General features: G+C 73.7%; 12 protein-coding genes. 9 read left to right on the top strand and 3 right to left on the bottom strand.

Annotated features, from left to right (window positions below; all coding sequences use genetic code 11):
• Nucleotides 1-47 precede the first annotated feature (47 nt).
• The 3 genes from O7602_RS18725 to O7602_RS18715 all read left to right on the top strand — a co-directional run bounded on the left by O7602_RS18725 (nt 48) and on the right by O7602_RS18715 (nt 4,899).
• Nucleotides 48-1,634 (top strand): glycosyltransferase family 4 protein, encoded by a 1,587-nt coding sequence (locus O7602_RS18725; RefSeq protein ID WP_281583930.1) that lies wholly within the window; start codon nt 48-50, stop codon nt 1,632-1,634.
• Between the two features lie 79 nt (nt 1,635-1,713).
• Nucleotides 1,714-2,970 (top strand): nucleotide sugar dehydrogenase, encoded by a 1,257-nt coding sequence (locus O7602_RS18720; RefSeq protein ID WP_281583929.1) that lies wholly within the window; start codon nt 1,714-1,716, stop codon nt 2,968-2,970.
• 75 nt (nt 2,971-3,045) lie between these two features.
• Entirely contained in the window at nt 3,046-4,899 is a 1,854-nt protein-coding gene (locus O7602_RS18715) for a hypothetical protein (protein ID WP_281583928.1), read from the top strand.
• A 13-nt stretch (nt 4,900-4,912) separates the two neighbouring features.
• Here the strand turns inward: O7602_RS18715 and O7602_RS18710 are convergent, their stop codons facing one another.
• A complete protein-coding gene (locus tag O7602_RS18710) occupies nt 4,913-6,088 on the bottom strand; it encodes a hypothetical protein (protein WP_281583927.1) in 1,176 nt (391 codons plus the stop codon).
• Between the two features lie 286 nt (nt 6,089-6,374).
• Here O7602_RS18710 and O7602_RS18705 point away from each other — a divergent pair, with 286 nt between their 5' ends.
• The 4 genes from O7602_RS18705 (at nt 6,375) to O7602_RS18690 (ending at nt 12,714) form a co-directional block, all read left to right on the top strand.
• Nucleotides 6,375-7,916 (top strand): glycosyltransferase family 4 protein, encoded by a 1,542-nt coding sequence (locus O7602_RS18705; RefSeq protein ID WP_281590387.1) that lies wholly within the window; start codon nt 6,375-6,377, stop codon nt 7,914-7,916.
• The gene (locus O7602_RS18700) at nt 7,913-9,493 is read left to right on the top strand and encodes a glycosyltransferase (RefSeq protein ID WP_281583926.1); all 1,581 of its coding nucleotides are present in this window, start codon (nt 7,913-7,915) and stop codon (nt 9,491-9,493) included. Before O7602_RS18705 ends, O7602_RS18700 begins: the two co-directional genes overlap by 4 nt.
• Nucleotides 9,490-10,773, top strand: coding sequence for a nucleotide sugar dehydrogenase (locus tag O7602_RS18695; RefSeq protein WP_281583925.1), 1,284 nt, complete (start codon nt 9,490-9,492; stop codon nt 10,771-10,773). The genes O7602_RS18700 and O7602_RS18695 overlap by 4 nt, the downstream gene beginning before the upstream one ends.
• A 186-nt stretch (nt 10,774-10,959) precedes the next feature.
• Nucleotides 10,960-12,714, top strand: a complete 1,755-nt coding sequence (locus O7602_RS18690; protein WP_281583924.1) for a CDP-glycerol glycerophosphotransferase family protein — start codon at nt 10,960-10,962, stop codon at nt 12,712-12,714.
• Nucleotides 12,715-12,771: 57 nt separating this feature from the next.
• Here the strand turns inward: O7602_RS18690 and O7602_RS18685 are convergent, their stop codons facing one another.
• Both O7602_RS18685 and O7602_RS18680 read right to left on the bottom strand, forming a co-directional pair.
• Nucleotides 12,772-13,314, bottom strand: a complete 543-nt coding sequence (locus tag O7602_RS18685) for an acyltransferase (protein WP_281583923.1) — start codon at nt 13,312-13,314, stop codon at nt 12,772-12,774.
• 68 nt (nt 13,315-13,382) lie between these two features.
• Entirely contained in the window at nt 13,383-13,721 is a 339-nt protein-coding gene (locus tag O7602_RS18680; RefSeq protein WP_281583922.1) for a DUF952 domain-containing protein, read from the bottom strand.
• 84 nt (nt 13,722-13,805) lie between these two features.
• Here O7602_RS18680 and O7602_RS18675 point away from each other — a divergent pair, with 84 nt between their 5' ends.
• Complete coding sequence (locus tag O7602_RS18675; protein ID WP_281583921.1) at nt 13,806-14,462, top strand: response regulator transcription factor; 657 nt, start codon at nt 13,806-13,808, stop codon at nt 14,460-14,462.
• A gap of 10 nt (nt 14,463-14,472) precedes the next feature.
• Nucleotides 14,473-15,924, top strand: a complete 1,452-nt coding sequence (locus O7602_RS18670; RefSeq protein ID WP_281583920.1) for an ATP-binding protein — start codon at nt 14,473-14,475, stop codon at nt 15,922-15,924.
• The last annotated feature ends 4 nt before the right edge of the window (nt 15,925-15,928 follow it).

The following is a 15,928-nucleotide window of genomic DNA, read 5'->3' as shown; positions in this document are numbered from 1 at the left end:
CGGTGACGCCGGCGTCGCATGGGCCTCGAGACAGAGGAGAAAAGGCAATGGCCGCGACGGGGGAAGGTGCGCCGTCGGCGCCCGCCCGGATCGTGATACTCGTCGACAACGGCGTGAACGGCGACTCTCGGGTGCAGAAGACCGCGATGTCCGCCGCCGACGCCGGCTGGGACGTGATCCTGCTCGGCCGCTCCCCGAACGGGCAGCCGCAGAGCTGGCAGCTGGGGGCGGCGAAGGTGCAGCTCCTGCGGATGGCGAGCCCGTTGCGGCAGCGCCGGCACGAGTTCCGCCGGCGCTGGCTGAGCGGGCCGCTGGCGTACCCGCCGACGGGTGTCGCGGCGTACCGTCAGCAGGAGGTGCGGGCCTGGCAGACCGACCTGCGGGTGCGCCGGGCGGCGCTGGCCGGCGGTGGTTCGGCGCTGGCCCGGCAGGGCCTGCGCGCGCAGGAGCTGGCCGCCAAGGTGACCCGGAAGTGGGTCTCGTTCCGGCACTGGCAGCTCACCCGGGGGCAGACGAGCCGTAAGACGTTGAGCACCCCGTCGGACCGCGTCTACACCTGGGCGCAGCTCCGGCTGCGTGGCGACCGGGCGTGGCGCAAGCTGGAGCCGCAGCTCTGGGACTACGAGCTGGCGTTCGGCCGGACGGTCGACGAGCTCAAGCCGGACATCATCTACGCCAACGACTTCCGGATGATCGGGGTCGGCGCCCGCGCCAAGATCCGCGCGGCGGCCAAGGGCCGCACGATCAAGCTGATCTGGGACGTCCACGAGTATCTGCCCGGGGTGAAGCCGCGCGCGGACAACGCCCGGTGGATGGTGGCCAACCGCGCCCACGAGCACGAGTACGCCCGGCACGCCGACGCCGTCATCACGGTGTCCGAGCGGCTCGCCGAGTTCCTCCGGCGGGATCACGACCTGCCCGAGTTGCCCTCGGTCGTGCTGAACACCCCGCATGCGGCCGACGCGCTCGGCGCCGCCGGCACCGGCCCGGACATCCGCAGCGCCTGCGGGCTCGGCCCGGACGTGCCGCTCGTGGTCTACAGCGGCGCGGCGGCGGCGCACCGCGGCATGGGCGTGATGGTGGAGGCCCTGCCCCGGCTGCCCGGGACGCATCTGGCGTTCGTGGTGAACGCGCCGGACGGCCCCTACCTGACCAGCCTGAAGAAGCGGGCCGGCGAGCTGGGGGTGGCCGACCGGTTGCACGTGTTGCCGTACGTGTCGCCGGCCGAGGTGGTCGGGTTCCTCTCCACCGCCACGGTCGGGGTCATCCCGATCCACCACTGGCTCAACCACGAGATCCAGTTGATCACCAAGTTCTTCGAGTACTCGCACGCGCGGCTGCCGATCGTGGTCAGCGACGTCGAGACGATGGCCGAGACGGTGCGGCAGACCGGGCAGGGCGAGGTCTTCCGGGTCGACGACACCGACGAGTACGTCCGGGCGATCGAGGCGGTGGTGGCCGATCCGCAGCGTTACCGCGCGGCGTACGCGTCGATGGATCTCGCGGCGTGGACGTGGGAGGAGCAGGCCAAGGTGCAGAACGGCCTCTACCACCGGCTGGCTCCGGCGGGCCGGCGCCCGGCGCTGCCGGCGTCGGACGGGCGGCCCGCCACGGACGAGCTGACCCGGGTGTGAGGGTGGCAGCGGGTAGCATGCCCACGGCTGGCGCGCCCACCCCTCCTCCGCCGGACCAGCGACGCACAAGGGACATGAAATGACAGATGTGGTGATTCTCGGCCTGGGCTACGTCGGGCTCCCGCTGGCCCGGGAGGCCGTCCGCGCCGGCGCCTCGGTGCTCGGGTTCGACGTCAAGGGCAGCGTGGTCGACGCTTTGAACGCCGGCCGGTCCCACGTCGACGACCTCGCCGACGCCGACATCGCCGAGATGCTGGCCGCCGGCTTCCGGGCGACGGCCGACGAGGCCGAGATCGCCACCGCGGACACGGCGGTGATCTGCGTGCCGACGCCGCTGTCCGAGGACGGCGGGCCGGACCTCGCCGCCGTCGAGTCGGCCACCCGGGCGGTGGCCCGCAACCTGCGCGCCGGCATGCTCGTGGTGCTGGAGTCGACCACCTACCCGGGGACGACCGACGAGATCGTCCGGCCCATCCTGGAGGAGTCCGGCCTGCGTGCCGGGACCGACTTCCACCTGGCCTTCTCCCCGGAGCGGATCGACCCGGGCAACGAGCGCTTCGGCCCGCGCAACACCCCCAAGGTGGTCGGCGGCCACACCCCGGCCTGCGGCGACCGGGCGGCGGCGTTCTACGGGCGTTTCGTCGACACGGTGGTGCGCACCAAGGGCACCCGCGAGGCGGAGACGGCCAAGCTGCTGGAGAACACCTACCGGCACGTCAACATCGCGCTCGTCAACGAGATGGCGCGGTTCTGCCACCAACTCGGCATCGACCTGTGGGACGTGATCAACGCGGCGAGCAGCAAGCCGTTCGGGTTCCAGGCGTTCTATCCGGGGCCGGGCGTCGGCGGGCACTGCATCCCGATCGACCCCAACTACCTCAGCCACAACGTGCGGGCCCGGTTGGGCTACCCGTTCCGGTTCGTGGAACTGGCCCAGGAGATCAACGCGACCATGCCGTCGTACGTGGTCCGCCGCGCGCAGGACATCCTCAACGACGCCGGCCTGGCCGCGAACGGCTCCTCGGTGCTGCTGCTCGGCGTGACCTACAAGCCGGACATCGCCGACCAGCGCGAGTCGCCGGCCGTGCCGCTGGCCCGCCTGCTGCACGGCCTCGGCGCGAAGCTCAGCTATCACGACCCGCACGTGGAGCACTGGCAGGCCCTCGGTGGCAGCGTGCCCCGCGCCGAGGACCTGGAGGCCGCCGTCGCCGCGGCGGACCTGGTCATTCTGGTGCAGAACCATCGCTCGTACGACGTCGACGCGCTCGTCGGGCGGGCCAAGCGGTTCTTCGACACCCGGGGCGTGACGACGGGCGACGCCGCGCACCGGCTCTGACCCGCAGGTGTCGCGACACTCCGTGATGTCCCGGTTACGCTAAGGGCATCACGGTCGCTCGTAGCATCGGGCGTCATGACTGACTTCCGGTCCGACGCCCGAGGCCCGCACGGCCCCGCCCTCGCCGGCCCGGCCGACGACCGGCCCGCCGCCGTCGCGGACCGCCCGGTCCCGGCCGACCGGCCCGCGGACGCCCCGGCCGGCGGGCCGCGGCGGTACGACGTGGCGGCGGCCCTGGTCTACCTGGCCGGCGCGGTGCTGGTCACCGGTCGGGGCTGGCTGGACGTGCCCGGCCGGCTGCTCGGCAGCCGGCCGACCGACCAGGGCTTCAACGAGTGGATGCTGGCGTACGCGGCGCACGCCGTCACGCACCTGGAGAACCCGTTCTTCACCACGCTCCAGAACGCCCCGGACGGGGTGAACCTGATGAGCAACGTGGGGATGCAGCTTCCCGGCCTGCTGCTCACCCCGGTGACGGTGCTCGCCGGCGCTCCGGCGGCGTACCTGCTGTTCGTGACGCTCAACCTGGCCGGCACCGCCTACGCCTGGTACCACGTGCTCTCCCGGCACCTGGTCCGGCGTCACCTCGCTGCCGGGGTCGGCGGGCTGTTCTGCGGCTTCGCCCCGGCGCTCGTGTCGCACAGCAACGGCCACCCGCACATCACCGCCCAGTGGCTGGTGCCGTTCCTCGTCTGGCGGGTGGTGTGCCTGGCCCGTGGTGGCCGGGTGCGCCGCGACGGGCTGGTGCTCGGCGTGCTCGTCGTGGCGCAGTTCTTCATCGGCCTGGAGGTTCTCTTCCTGACCGCGCTTGCGTGCCTGGCCGGGCTGCTGGGCTGGCTGCTGGTCCGGCCGCGGCGGGTGGTGGCCGCCGCCCGGCCGCTGACCGGCGGGATCGCCGTCGCCGGGCTGCTGGTGCTGCTGGCCGGCGCGTACCCGCTGTGGATGCAGTTCGCCGGCCCGCAGCACCGGGTGGGTCACCCGGGCTCGCCGGACCAGTTCGTCCTGGCGCTGAAGTCGTACGTCACCTACGCCACCGAGTCGGTGGGCGGCGGTCCGGGCAGCGTCCGGGGCCTGGTCGCCAACACCACCGAGGAGGCGAGCAGCTTCGGCTGGCCGTTGGTGATCCTGCTGGTCGCGGCCGTGCTCTGGCAGCGCCGGCAGCCGCTGGTCCGGGTGCTTGCCCTGGTCGCGGTGGTGGCCGCGATCCTCTCCATGGGCACCAGGTGGACCTGGGGCCCCCGGCACTCCTCGGTGCCCGCGCCCTTCGCCCTGGTCCAGAACCTGCCGGTGTTCGACTCGCTCGTGGTGGCCCGGTTCGGGTTGATCACCACGGCGGCCGTCGGGGTGCTGCTGGCGCTCACCGTCGACCGGCTGGCGGGGCTCGCCCGGCGGTCGGCCCCGGCGGACCGGCTGGTCGCCGCGCTCGGCGGCGCCGCGCTGCTGGCGGCGCTGGTGCCGGTGGCGCCGACGCCGCTGCCGGTGCAGCGCCGGGCGCCGGTGCCGGCGTTCGTCACCTCGGGTGCCTGGCGGGACCACGTCACCCCGGGCCGGACCCTGGTGCCCGTCCCGGTGGACAACATGACGTCGGTGTGGTGGAGTTCCGCCGCGCACGCCGGTTTCGCCGTGCCGCAGGGCTATTTCCTGGGCCCGGTGTCGAAGACCGACCCGACCGGCCGGTGGGGGGTCCGGCCGCAACCGACCGCGATGCTGCTCACCGCCGTCGACAAGGGGACGCGGTCCCCGGATCCCGGCCCGGCGGACCGGGAGCGGGCGCTCGCCGACGCACGCTACTGGCGGGCCGACGCGCTGGCGCTGCCGGCGGCGCACCCCCGCGCGGCGCGGCTGCGTGCCGTGCTCGACGCGCTGTACGGGCCCGGTGCCCGGGTGGACGACGTGTGGCTCTGGGACGTCCGCGGGTACACCCGCTGAGCCCGCCGCCGGGTCACGGCGAGAAACGCCAGACCAGCAGCAGGTAGCCGCCGAAGTAGGCGGACACCAGCGCGAGGGTGGTCAGCACGGTCGCCGCCCGGGCCCGACCGGCGCGCGCCAGCGCCACCGCGGCGGGCAGGAGCAGCGGGAACGCGGGAAGCAGGAACCGGGCCTTCGAGTGGTAGAAGCCGGCGGCGCCGAGCGTGGTCAGCAACAGCAGCCCGCTGTAGAGCAGCAACTGCCACGGCTGCCGGTCGAGCAGGCTGAGCACGAACAGCATGATCGCCAGCACCGCCACCAGCGTGACCACGTAGAACTCCAGCTCCGACGGCTTGCTGAGCACCTCACGGGCCCGCTGGACGGTGTTCACGCCGAGGTCGAAGGAGGAACCCCAACCCTCGCCCTGGATCCGGAACCAGCCGTCCGGGCGGCCGGTGCGCCAGCCGACCCACGCCAGGTAGCCCAGCCAGCCGGCGGGCGCGAGCAGCATCGCCGCCCACGGTCGCCACCCGTCCCGACGCCTGATCACCGCGATCAGCGCGGCCAGGCCGACCACCCCGATGAGTGAGGAACCGGTCGGCCGGGTGAGGCCGGCGAGCAGGCAGAGCGCGCCGGCGGTCAGCCAGTGCCGGCGCAGCAGCGCGTACAGCGACCACGCCGCGAGCGCCGTGAACAACCCCTCGCTGTACGACATGAGCTGCACCGCGGCGTGCGGCAGCACGCCCCAGAGCACGGCGAGGACCACCCCGACGCGGCGGTCGTACACGTGGGCGCCGACGGCGAACAGCCCCCAGGCGGCGGCGAACCCCGCCACCCACGACACCAGCAGGGCGGTGTGCCGCAGGTCGAACGGCGTGACCGTGTCCAGCCCGGCGGTCAGGCCCGGGTACAGCGGGAAGAACGCCATGTTGCTGTGCAACTGCGCGGCGCCGTCGTAACCGTCGCGCGCGATGCCCAGATACCAGACGCCGTCGGAGCGGGTCAGCTCGCCGACCGTGCCGCGACCGGTGCTCCGGGCCCAGAGCCAGATGCTGAGCAGGCCGAGCAGGCGTACCACGGTCCAGCCGACGAGCGCGGGCAGGGCGTACCGGACGGCGGCGCGGATCCGCGCGGCGGGCCCGCCCGGCGCCGGCGGGTCGGCCGGCTCCGGCGCGGACGGCGGGCGCTCGCTTGTCGTCACCATGTCCATTTTCGTCCTGTTCGCAGGGAAGTCGAGCGGGTCGCCGGCAGCGCGTCCCCGGGGGCGCCGGGACGCCGGTCGGGTCGGGCGCGCGCCCTCGCCCGCGCCGGCCAGGGATGGAGGTTAGCAACAGGTGTATCGGTACCGCGGACACGACGGCGGCGGGCCCGATACGCCCGTTGCGTTGTCGTAGACTCGCCGGGGTCCTCGGGCCGTGGGGCCGAGGGGACGGAGACGGGCGGTAATGGGAGCTGAGGGCGCAGACATGACGAAGCGCACCCGGGGACGGGTCGTCATGCTGGTGGACAACGCAGTGGACGGGGACTCGCGGGTCCAGAAGGCCGCCCGCTCCGCCGCCGACGCCGGCTGGGAGGTCATCCTGCTCGGCCGGGCCCCCGGCGGCGTGCCCAGGACCTGGAAGCTGGGCGCGGCCGAGGTCCGCCTGCTCAAGGTGCCGCTGCCGATGGCCAGGCGGCCACACGAGTTCCGCCGGTCGTGGCTGCGGGCGCCGCTGGCGTACCCGCCCACCGGCGTCGCCGCCCACCGCGCGCAGGAGGTCCGCGCCTGGCGCGCCGACCTGCGGGTCCGCCGGGCCGAGCTGACCACGGCCGGTCGGCCGGCGCTGCGCTGGCAGTTGCTGCGCGCGCAGGAGCGCCTCTCCGGCCTGACCCGCCGGTGGGTGTCGCTGCGCCAGCGGCAGCTCGGCCGGGCCAAGACGCGCAAGCTCGACGGGCCGTGGGACCGCGCCTACACCCTGTTCTGGCAGCGGGTGCAGGGCGGCGGGGCGTGGCGGCGGCTGGAGCCGGGCCTGTGGGACTACGAGCTGGGTTACGGTCCGGCCATCGACAAGCTCCAGCCCGACCTCATCCACGCGAACGACTTCCGCATGCTCGGCGTCGGCGCCCGCGCCAAGATCCGCGCCGCGGCCGTGGGGCGGCGGGTCGCCCTGGTCTGGGACGCCCACGAATACCTGCCCGGCGTGCAGCCGTGGCGCGACAACGCCCGCTGGCTGCCCGGCAACATGGCCCACGAACGCGAGTTCGTGCCGTACGCGGACGCGACCATGACCGTCTCCGGCGGGCTGGCCGACCTGCTCCAGGCCGAACACGGCCTGGCCGAACGACCGGCGGTGGTGCTCAACGCCCCGGCGGTGGACGAGGTGACCGGCGGCCGGGTCGAGGCGCCGGACATCCGTCTCCGGTGCGGTGGCCTCGGGCCGGACGTGCCGCTGCTGGTCTACAGCGGGGTCGCCGCACCCAAGCGCGGCCTGGCGGTGATGATCGAGGCCCTGCCGGAGCTGGCCGGGGCGCACGTCGCCCTGGTGGTCAACAAGCCCGGCTCCGACTACGTGCGCGGGCTTGTCGCCCGGGCCGGGGAGCTGGGCGTCGGCGACCGGGTGCACGTGCTGCCCTACGTGCCGCACGACCAGGTGGTGCCGTTCCTCTCCGGCGCCCACGTCGGCGTGATCCCGATCCAGCACTGGCCCAACCACGAGATCGCGCTGATCACCAAGTTCTTCGAGTACTCGCACGCCCGGCTGCCGCTCGTCGTCTCCGACGTCCGCACCATGGCGGAGACCGTCCGCTCGACCGGGCAGGGCGAGGTGTTCACCGCCGAGGACGTCACCGACTACGTGCGGGCGGTGCGGGCGGTGCTGGCCGACCGGGAGCGTTACCGGGCCGCGTACGACCAGCCGGGGCTGCTGGCCAACTGGACCTGGGCGGCGCAGGCGGAGGTCCTCGACGGCGTCTACTCCCGGCTGCTGCCGGAGCATCCGCCGCGTGCCGCCGACGGGACCAGCCCGGCGCCGGTGCTCGCCGCCGGGGTCGGAAGGTGACCCAGCCCGACGTCACGGTGGTGACCGCCGTCTACAACACCATGCCGGACCTCACCACCTGCCTCACCTCGCTCGTCGAGCAGACCATCGGGCTGGACCGGCTGGAGGTCGTGGCGGTGGACGACGGCTCGACCGACGGCAGCGCCGAGGAGCTGGACCGCTTCGCCGCCCGCTACCCCGGCACGGTGAAGGTGCTGCACCAGCCCAACTCGGGCGGGCCGGCCGCGCCGAGCAACCGCGGGCTGGAGCAGGCCACCGGCCGGTACGTCTTCTTCATCGGCTCCGACGACCACCTGGGTCCGGAGGCGCTGGAACGGATGGTGGCCGCGGCCGACAGGTGGGGCTCCGACGTGCTGCTCGGGCGGCTCGTCGGGGTCAACAAGCGCTACGTGCACCAGGCGATCTTCGCCACCACCCAGCCGGACGTGGACCTGTTCGCCTCGGCCCTGCCGTTCGCGTTGTCCAACACCAAGCTGTTCCGCCGGGAGCTGGTGGAGAAGTACGGCCTGCGTTTCCCGGAGGACATGCCGGTCGGCAGCGACCAGCCGTTCACGCTGGAGGCGTGCCTGCGGGCCGGGCGGATCTCGGTGCTCGCCGACTACGACTACTACTACGCGGTGAAGCGCGCCAATTCGAGCAACATCACCTACCGCAGCACGCACGTGGCGCGGCTCGGCTGCGCGGAGCGGATCGTCGCGTTCGTCGCCGCGCACATCGAGCCGGGCGAACGGCGCGACGCGGTCCTGCTCCGCCACTTCACCTGGGAGATCGCCAAGCTGGTCCAGGCCGACTTTCTGAAACTGGACCGCACCACGCAGGAGCGGGTGCGCACGGGGGTCGGGCGGCTCGTCACCGAGCACCTCACCGAGCGGATCCGGCGCGCGCTGCCGGTGACCACCCGGGTCCGGCTCGGCGTGGCCGCGTACGGCAGCCTGGCCGACCTGGTGGCGGTGATCCGCCAGGACGTGCGGCACGGGTTGCCGCAGCCGGTGCTCCGCGACGACGGCTGGTTCGCCCGCTACCCTGGTTTCGGTGACGGCCGGTGCGGGCTCTCCGACGACTGGTACGAGATCACCGTGTCGATGTCGAAGTGGCTGGCCCGGCTGGAGACGATGGCCGTACGCTGGACCGTCGACGGTGCGGGGGAGCGGGTGGTCCGGATCACCGCGCGCGGCCCGCACCCGGATCTGGCCGTGCTGGCCGACGGCGGGGTCGCCGTCTCGGCCGGGCGGACGGCCGGCACGGTCGAGTCGATCGAGGCCGACCCGCTGGGCGCGACGGTGACCATGTCGTTCCGCGCCCGGGACCTGCTCGCCGGGGTGAAACCCGGCGGGGAACGCCGGGTCGTCAGCGTGACCGTCACCCGCGGCGGCGACGCCGCCGCGACCCCGGTGCGCGGCCCGTACCCGTCGATGGTGCAGCGGTCGGTGCACCGGGAGGACGGCCGGCTGCACGTGATCACCAGCAGCACGAACCGCAAGGGCGACCTGGTGCTTGTCGTCTTCCCGGTGACGCTGCGCCGCATGATGACCGGCCTGCGACGCAGGCTCCCCATTGGAGGAAAGAAGCAGTCATGAACATCTGCGTCGTCGCGCTCGGCAAGATCGGCCTGCCGCTCGCCGTGCAGTTCGCCTCGAAGGGGCACCGGGTGCTCGGGGCCGACGTCTCCGAGCGGGTCGTCCAGCTGGTGAATGACGGTGCCGTGCCCTTCCCGGGCGAGACCGACCTGGACGTCAAGCTGAAGGAGGCGGTGGCCGCCGGGCTGCTGTCGGCCACCACCGACACGGCCGCCGCGGTCGCCGAGTCGGAGGCGGTCGTGGTGGTGGTGCCGTTGTTCGTGGACGCCGAGGGCGTGCCGGACTTCGGCTGGATGGACGACGCCACCCGGGCGATCGCCCGTGGCCTCAAGCCGGGCACCCTGGTCAGTTACGAGACCACGCTGCCGGTCGGCACCACCCGTAACCGCTGGGCGCCGATGCTCGAAGAGGGCTCCGGTCTCACCGCGGGCACGGACTTCCACCTGGTGTTCAGCCCGGAGCGGGTGCTCACCGGTCGGGTCTTCGCCGACCTGCGCCGCTACCCGAAGCTGGTCGGCGGCATCGACGAGTCCTCCGCCGCGCACGGCGTCCGGTTCTACGAGGCGGTGCTCGACTTCGACGAGCGGGCCGACCTGAAGCAGCCCAACGGCGTGTGGGACCTGGGCTCGGCCGAGGCGTCCGAGCTGGCCAAGCTCGCCGAGACGACCTACCGGGATGTGAACATCGGCTTGGCGAACCAGTTCGCCCGCTTCGCCGACACGGTGGGCGTCGACGTCACGAAGGTCATCGAGGCGTGCAACACGCAGCCGTACAGCCACATCCACTCGCCGGGCATCGCGGTCGGCGGCCACTGCATCCCGATCTACCCGCGGATGTACCTGTGGAACGACCCGGCGGCCACCGTGGTCCGCTCGGCGCGGGAGGCGAACGCCGCGATGCCGGACTACGCGGTCGACCTGCTCGCCGCCGCGTACGGCGACCTGACCGGCGTGGGCGTGCTGGTGCTGGGCGCCGCCTACCGGGGCGGGGTGAAGGAGACCGCGTTCTCCGGTGTCTTCCCGACCGTGGAGGCGCTGCGCCGGCGGGGCGCGACGCCCTACGTCTCCGACCCGATGTACTCGAACGAGGAGTTGGCGGCGCACGGTCTGCCCGGCTACGACGGCGAGCCGGTCGGCGCCGCGGTGATCCAGGCCGACCACGCCGAATACCGCAACCTCACCCCGGCGGACCTGCCGGGCGTGACGGTGCTCGTGGACGGGCGGCGGGTCACCGACCCGGCCCGTTGGACCGGCGTCCGCCGGGTGGTCATCGGCGGCTGACCCCAACTGTGCGGCGGGCCCCGGCCGTCTCGGTCGGGGCCCGCCGCGTCGTGCCCCGAACACGAGCAAAGCGGTCGTCCGTCGTTCACCTGCCGGACACCCCCGCAATACTTGCGTCACCTAACCCGTTTAGGGTCGCAGCCGTCGGTATCGGGCCTCGCCGACATTGCCGGGCAGACAGGGAGCATGCCGTTGTTCAGCAGATTACGCAGCCAGCAGGGTTTGGCCGCGGTGGGCGCGACGCTTCTCGGGTACGGCGTCATGATCCTCGCCGGCGTCCTCGGCCTGGTGTTCCCGTACGCGGTGGCCGCGGCGGTCGCCCTCGGCGGTGAGCTGGCGCTCGCCACCCGGTACGGCGGGACCGCCCAGCTGCTCGCCAAGGCCGGCGTCGGGTGGACGTTCCGGCGGCTGGTGCGGGACCTGTCGGTGGCCCTGCTGGTGATCGCCGCGGTCCGTCCCGGGGTGGCCGGCACGATCGCGGTGCTGCTGCTGCCCGCCGCGCTCTGGACCCTGGCGGTGGGCACCACCGCGGTCACCAAGTCGGTCGAGGGGCGGGTCGACCCGCCGGCGTTCACCCGCAACATCGACCTCGGCGCGCTGCGTCGCGTCCCGGTCCCGCCGGCCTGGGCGCGGCACCTCGCCGGGCTGCGGCTGCCACTGCTCAACGTGTTGCTGGTGCCGGCGGCCGTGGTGGCCGCCGCGGCGGACCGGGTCACCCCGGTGGTGGTCACCGGCCTGGTCACCCTGGCCGCGGGTCTGGTCACCGCCGCGGTGCTGGCGCTGACCGTGCTGCGGGGCCGGGGCACGAGCCCGGGGGTGCTGCCCGCCGTGCACGACTGGCTGGCCCGGGAGAAGCCCGAGGTGGCGCTCTACTTCGCCGGCCCGGCCAAGGACGTCTACCAGGCCAACATGTGGCTCGCGCCGCTGGCGGCGACCGGTCGGCGCGCCGTGGTGCTGCTGCGGGCCGCGGAAGCGTTCCCCCAGTTGGCGGACACCCGGCTGCCGGTGATCTGCGTGCCGGCCGGGGTCGACTTCATGAACCTCGACCTGGGCTCGCTGCGGGTCGCGCTGTACGCGGCGAACGTCGGCGCGAACATCCACCTGCTGCGTGAGCCGGGCGTGAAGCACGTCTTCGTCGGCCACGGCGACAGCGACAAGGCGGCGAGCGTCAACCCCTACAGCAAGGTGTACGACGAGGTGTGGGTGGCCGGTCCGGCGGGCCGGGAGCGGTACGCCCGGGCCGGCGTCGGCGTGCTGGACCGCGACATCGTGGAGGTCGGCCGCCCGCAGCTCGCCGGCGTGCACACGTTCGGCTCCGGCGCCGCCGACCACCTGTTCACCGTGCTCTACGCCCCCACCTGGGAGGGCTGGCTGGACGACGACCCGTTCCACACGTCGCTGGTGCTGATGGGGGAGCGGATCGTGTCCGGGCTGCTGTCCGCCGGGAACCTTCGGGTGGTCTACAAGCCGCACCCGTTGACCGGCACCCGCTCGCCGAAGGCGAAGGCGGCGCACGAGCGGATCGTCGCCCGGATCCGCGCGGCCGGGGGCGAGACCGATCCCGATTCGCTCGACGGCGCCGCGCACCTGGTGGTGACCGGCCGCACGCCGTCGCTGTTCGACTGCTTCAACGTCACCGACCTGCTGGTCAGCGACGTGTCGAGTGTGGTCTCCGACTTCGTGCAGAGCGAGCGGCCGTACGTGGTGGCCAACCCGGCGGGTCTGCCCGAGGACGACTTCCGGCGGCAGTTCCCGACGGCGCGGGCGGCGTACCTGCTCTCCGCGGACGGCGGCGAGCTGGCCAAGATCCTCGACGTGACCCGGGGTGGGGACGACCCGATGGCCGAGGCGCGGCGGGAGTTGAAGGAATACCTGCTCGGCCCGGCCGGGTCGAACCCGATGGACCGGTTCCGGGACGAGATCGGGCGGCTCTGCGGCTGACCGACCCGCCGACACGCGGGGGCGACGACCGGACCGGTCGTCGCCCCCGTCGCGTGCTCAGCCCTGGTGCGGCGGGTTGTCGACGTCCCGGGAGACGACCTCGCCCTTGGCGTCGACCCAGCCCTTCGGCCGGGCCGGGTTGCCGGCCACCAGCTGGTAGGGCTTGACGTCCCGGGTCACCACGGAGCCGGCGGCGATCATCGCGTACTCGCCGACCTCGATGCCACACACGAGCGTGGCGTTGGCGCCGATCGATGCGCCCCGGCGGACCAGCGTCGGGGTGATCGTCCAGTCCGGGTTCTGGGCGCGCGGCCGGAAGTCGTTGGTGAACACCGCGCACGGGCCGACGAAGACCTCGTCCTCGATGGTGACGCCCTGGTAGACCGAGACATTGTTCTGGATCTTGACGCGGTCGCCGACGGTGACGGTCGCGTCGACGTACACGTTGCGGCCGATCACGCAGCCGGCGCCGACCCGGGCGCTGGACCGGATGTGCGCCAGGTGCCAGACCTTGGTGCCGTCGCCGACCCGGGCACCGGACTCCACGTCGGCCGTCGGGTGGACGAAGACGGAGGCGGACGGGTCGTTGCTGTCAGTCATCTCAACTCGCATCGTGGCAGGGCGCGCGTCGCGCCGTCGGGCGGGCTCGACGCAGCATAACGAGCGGCTCAGGCGAGCAGTTCGGCCACCGCGTCGGCGGCCGGCCGGTCCGCCGGCAGCGGATGGGCCGTCACCACCGCGTCGACCGGCAGCACGCCGTACAGGTGCGGGAAGAGCGCGCCACCGCGGGACGCCTCCCACCGCAGCGCGTCACCGAGCGGCGCCTCGTCCACGGCGAGCAGGGTGAGGCCGGTGACCCCGGCGAAGTGGCGGCGCGCGGTCTCCACCACCTGGTCGGCGGCGGAAAGATGCAGGTAGCCGTCCTGCCGGTCCATGGCCGTGCCGGCGAAGCTTCCGGCCGCCCGCGCCGCCCGCCACTCGTCGTCGGCGAGAATCTTGTAGATCACCACCGCAGCCTAGAGCGCCCTCGCGCCGGGGCGGCGCGTCTGCCACCATTCCCTGGGCAACTCCTCAAGCGGACGGAGGCACGGGTGCGGATCCTCCTGGTCGAGGACGACCGTCGGGTCGCCGCGGCGCTGTCGTCCGCGCTGACCCGGCGCGGCTACGAGGTGGAACACGCCGCCACCGCCGCCGCCGCGCTCTCCGCCGCCCCCTGCGACCTGGTGCTGCTCGACCTGACCCTGCCCGACGGCGACGGCACCGACCTGTGCCGTGAGTTGCGCCGTCGCAGCAGCCAGATCGGCATCATCGCGGTGACCGCCCGCGGCGAGGAACGCGACCGGGTGCTGGGCCTACGGCTGGGCGCCGACGACTACGTGGTCAAGCCCTTCTCGATGGTGGAGTTGCAGGCTCGGATCGAGGCGGTGCTGCGCCGGGCGTCGCACACCGTCCCGGAACGCAACCTGATCGAGGCGGGCACGGTCCGCATCGACGTGGGCGGCCGGACGGTCAGCGTGGCCGGGCAGGCGGTGACGCTGACCCGCAAGGAGTTCGACATCCTGCTCTCGCTGGCCCGCCAGCCCGGGGTGGCCGTCCCGCGGGACCGGATCCTGCTCGACGTCTGGGGCACCACCTGGGCCGACCGGCACACCGTCGAGGTGCACGTCGGGTCGCTGCGCGGCAAGCTCGGCGACCCGACGCTTGTGGAGACCGTACGCGGGGTCGGCTACCGGCTCCGCGGCGTGTGAGGGGGTCCCGATGCGCCGCCGGCTGGTGATCAGTTATCTGCTGCTGATGGTGCTGGTGCTGATCGCGTTGGAAACCCCGCTGGCGGTCACGCTCGCCTCCCGGGAGACCGACCGGGTCCGCGCCGACCGGCTCGCCGACGCCACCCGGTTCGCCTCGCTCGCCGGCCCGGCGCTGCGCGGCGGCAGCCCCGGCCCGCTGGGTGGGGAGCTGACCGCCTACGACGACCTCTACCGCATCGGCGCGGCCGTGGTGGACCGGGACCGCCGTACCGTGGCCGCCTCGACCCGGTGGGAGCCGGGCGCGGGCACCGGCCCGGCGCTCGACACCGCGCTGTCCGGGCAGCAGTTCAGCGGCCCGGAGTCGGTCTGGCCGTGGGTGGACGGGCCGCTGGTGACGGCGGTCCCGATCAACGACGGTGGTGAGGTGCTCGGCGCGGTGGTCACCACCACCCCGGCGGACCGGGTGCGCCGCGCCGTCACCCTGTGGTGGGTGACGCTTGCCGGCATCGGCCTGCTCGCGGTGCTGGCCTGCGTCTCCACCGCGTTCGGGCTGGCCGGTTGGGTGCTGCGCCCGGTCACCGAGCTGGACACCGCGACCCACGAGATCGCCGGGGGGCGCCGCACCGCCCGGGTCCGACCCCGGCTCGGCCCGCCCGAGCTGCGCCGGCTGGCGACCAGCTTCAACGACATGGTCGACGCGGTCTCCGACGTGATGGACCGGCAGCGGGCCTTCGTCGCGCACGCCAGCCACCAGTTGCGCAACCCGTTGACCGCGCTGCGGCTGCGGGTGGAGGAACTGGGGCCGAGCCTGACCGACCCGGACGGCCGGGCCGAGCACCGGCTGGCGCTTGAGGAGACCGACCGGCTGGCCACCGTGCTCGACGCGCTGCTCACCCTGGCCCGAGCCGAGCGGGAGGAGAACCAGCGGGTCACCGTGGACGCCGGTGCGGCGGCCGCGTCCCGGGTCGCGGCCTGGCTGCCGCTGGCCCGGCACCGGGCGGTCACGCTCCGGCTCGACGCGGGCGACGGGCCGGCGTACGCCCGGACCGTGCCGACCGCCATCGACCAGGCGCTCGACGCCCTGATCGACAACGCGGTGAAGTTCAGCGGCGCCGGGGGAGAGGTGACGGTGACGGTACGCCCCGCCGACGGCGGGACGGCGCTCACCGTGCGGGACACCGGCCCCGGCATGACGGCCAGCCAACTCGGCCAGGCCACCGAGCGGTTCTGGCGGGCGCCGGACGCGCAGAACGTGGACGGCGCGGGTCTGGGGCTGACCATCGCCGCGGTGCTCGTCGACGCGTCCGACGGCCGGCTCACCATGCGTCAGGGCGACCCCCGGGGGTTGGTCGCCGAGCTGTGGTTCCCGGCGCCGCCCGACGACCCGGACGCGTTCGACGAGCCCGATGCGCCCGACCGGCCCTCCGCGCCGGAGCGCCACGGCGAACCCGTCGGGCGCTGACCCC

Source organism: Micromonospora sp. WMMD1128 (genome assembly GCF_027497235.1).
Lineage (GTDB): Bacteria > Actinomycetota > Actinomycetes > Mycobacteriales > Micromonosporaceae > Micromonospora.
Note: the sequence above shows the minus strand (reverse complement) of the source record. Positions and strands in the feature narration are given on the sequence as shown.